The sequence below is a fragment of the uncultured Nostoc sp. genome (assembly GCF_964245575.1).
Classification (GTDB): Bacteria; Cyanobacteriota; Cyanobacteriia; order Cyanobacteriales; family Nostocaceae; genus Nostoc.
Genome location: NZ_CAXTNP010000512.1, coordinates 1 through 2,655, shown reverse-complemented (window position 1 = coordinate 2,655; position 2,655 = coordinate 1). Strand labels below are relative to the sequence as shown.

Below are 2,655 nucleotides of genomic sequence, written 5' to 3'. Positions count from 1 at the left end.
GGAGTTCAAAGACTCATTAATGGAGTTCAAAGACTCATTAATGGAGTTCAAAAACCCCAATACTTCGGCTTCGCTCAGTACAAGTCCCCAATCCCTTATAACAAATGACAAATTTACATACACTCAGAAGTCGGGAACAACAAACAGCCTGGATCTTACTAACACCTGCATTACTGCTGCTATTGTTTGTATTTGCCTACCCGATTTTACGAGCATTTTGGTTAAGCGTATTTACTAAAAATTTGGCAACAGAGCTACAACCTATATTCTCTGGTTTGGAGAATTATGTGCGGATGGCGGGGGATGGTCGTTTTTGGCAGAGTTTGTGGGCGACAACCGTGTTCACAACAGCATCCGTAATCTCAGAACTACTGCTAGGACTGGGGATTGCTCTAGTTCTCAACCAGGCGTTTTTTGGGCGGGGCATAGTGCGTACAACTGCAATTATCCCTTGGGCTTTGCCTACTGCTTTGATTGGTCTGGCGTGGTCTTGGATTTTTAACGACCAGTTTGGGGTTGTGAACGATATTCTGCTGCGGTTGGGGCTGATTAAGACTGGGATTAATTGGTTAGGAGATCCAACACTGGCGATGATCGCAGTGGTTTTTGCTGATGTTTGGAAAACTACGCCGTTTATCAGTATCCTGTTGCTAGCTGGGTTGCAGTCGATATCAAAAGACCTCTATGAAGCTTACTCAGTCGATGGGGCAACTGCTTGGCAAAGTTTCCGCAATATTACCCTGCCATTACTGCTGCCGCAAATCTTAATTGCAGTGCTATTTCGGTTTGCTCAAGCTTTTGGGATTTTCGACTTGATTGCTGTGATGACTGGAGGTGGCCCTGGTGGCGCTACGGAAGTGGTGTCATTGTACATTTACTCTACGGTGATGCGCTACTTAGATTTTGGTTATGGAGCAGCCCTTGTAGTAGTGACATTTTTAATATTGATTGCGGCGGTGGCGATCGCTAGTTTCTTGCTTAACAAATACCGTGCCAAAACATCAGGAGCCATTTAACTCATGAGTGTAACTCCCCAAGCAGATCCAACGACTACAAGACCAACAGGGGGAACCAAGTTTTCTCTTAAAAAAATCTTGCTGCCCATAATAGTTGCATTAGTGGTGATATTCAGCCTAGCGCCAGCCTTATGGCAATTGCTGACCTCCTTTAAAGTGAATGAGGATATTGCCGCCGTTCCTACTGTCTATTTCCCCACACGATTCACTTTCAATCACTACATTGAGTTATTCACCCGTCGTCCATTTTGGCGCTACATCTTCAACAGTGCCTTTGTATCGATTACTTCCACAGCTGTATCTTTAGCGATCGGCGCACCTGCGGCTTATGCCCTCGCACGGTTACGCCCTTGGGGTGAACGAGTTATCCTCGCCAGCGTTCTAATTGTTACCTTATTTCCTGGAATTCTGTTGTTCTTAGGACTGTTAGAAATTATCCAGGCGCTTAAACTCGGCAACAATTATCTGGCGCTGATTATACCCTATACTGCCATCAATTTGCCGCTAACAATTTTAGTACTTAAAAGCTTTTTTGAACAATTGCCAAAAGATTTGGAAGATTCTGCTAGGGTCGATGGCTACAACACCTTTCAACTATTGTGGCAAATCGTGCTGCCCATGACCCTTCCCGCCTTGGTGACTACTGGAATCCTCACCTTTATTTTTGCTTGGAACGAGTTTATCTTCGCTCTAACGTTTATGACTCGTGAAGAGTTGAAGACAATTCCCGTTGCTGCTGCTCAGTTGGGTGGTGCGACAATATATGAAATTCCCTACGGCCCGATCGCTGCTGCAACTGTTGTGGGGACGTTACCCCTGATTTTACTAGTTTTGTTTTTCCAGCGCCGGATTGTCCAAGGTCTTACTGCTGGTGCTGTCAAAGGATGACTTTGAACGTGAATATTGCCTTTATGCGCCTACGCGATCGCTTGGGCAATGGCTAATCCCAATCCCGAACCGCCAGAGGTGCGATCGCGTAGGCGCAGCCCGCACTTCGGCTGCGCTCAGTGACCACCGTAGGCATCGCTATCGACTCGGTAGAAGCGATCAAAATAATCGTCCGCACCGCTATCTAGACCAATAATCTTTTCTTCCATTCGGTCTTTAGCCGTTAGCATCAATACAGGTAGAGTTAATTGGCGCGATCGCTAATCACAAAATCTGAATGCGCGATCGCTAAAAAATGATGGTCTAGCATTTTTCCCTAATCAGTTAAGATAATCTTCATCAATCTTCTTTCCTTTTACCTTTATCCTTGGAATTATGACGCAGGATGAGTTATTGGTACTGATAGATCGCGCCGTAGCTGAGGGTTGGCGAGAGTTAGACTTGTCCGGGCAAGAGTTGACTGAGTTACCTGGGGAAATTGGTAAGTTGAAGCAGCTTGAGTCTTTGATTTTGGGAAAGAAGGTTGAAGGTTATGAAGAAGTAGGAAACCGCTATCTCCAGAAGGTTTCAGGCAACAATTTAAAAACGCTTCCACTCGAACTATTGGGTTTGCCTAATTTGCGTAAGTTGGATATTAGTGGCAATCCTTTAGAGAACATTCCCGATGTGGTAACGCAAATACTACATTTAGAGGAACTTATCTTAATTCGAGTAGAGCTAACTGAAATACCTGATGCGATCGCTAATTTAA

4 protein-coding genes and 1 pseudogene are annotated in these 2,655 nt (G+C 44.9%); 4 read left to right on the top strand and 1 reads right to left on the bottom strand.

Features of this window, described 5'->3' with window-relative positions:
- Positions 1–104: 104 nt before the first annotated feature.
- Genes ACFFAP_RS37825 through ACFFAP_RS37815 form a run of 3 tightly spaced genes read left to right on the top strand, consistent with a single transcriptional unit; the run spans position 105 to position 2,100 of the window.
- On the top strand, positions 105–1,016 hold the full coding sequence (locus ACFFAP_RS37825) for a carbohydrate ABC transporter permease (RefSeq protein WP_375516003.1): 912 nt from the start codon (positions 105–107) through the stop codon (positions 1,014–1,016).
- Between the two features lie 3 nt (positions 1,017–1,019).
- Positions 1,020–1,904, top strand: coding sequence for a carbohydrate ABC transporter permease (locus tag ACFFAP_RS37820; RefSeq protein ID WP_375516002.1), 885 nt, complete (start codon positions 1,020–1,022; stop codon positions 1,902–1,904).
- The gene (locus ACFFAP_RS37815) at positions 1,888–2,100 is read left to right on the top strand and encodes a hypothetical protein (protein WP_375516001.1); all 213 of its coding nucleotides are present in this window, start codon (positions 1,888–1,890) and stop codon (positions 2,098–2,100) included. Before ACFFAP_RS37820 ends, ACFFAP_RS37815 begins: the two co-directional genes overlap by 17 nt.
- On the opposite strand, the pseudogene ACFFAP_RS37810 reads toward ACFFAP_RS37815, so the two are convergent.
- Positions 2,069–2,164, bottom strand: a pseudogene (locus tag ACFFAP_RS37810) (DNA-binding response regulator); the annotation flags it as partial. The gene ACFFAP_RS37815 and the pseudogene ACFFAP_RS37810 overlap by 32 nt on opposite strands.
- 115 nt (positions 2,165–2,279) lie before the next feature.
- On the opposite strand from ACFFAP_RS37810, the gene ACFFAP_RS37805 reads away from it, so the two are divergent.
- Positions 2,280–2,655 (top strand): leucine-rich repeat domain-containing protein (locus ACFFAP_RS37805; RefSeq protein ID WP_375516000.1); only part of this gene is annotated, 376 nt, incomplete at its 3' end.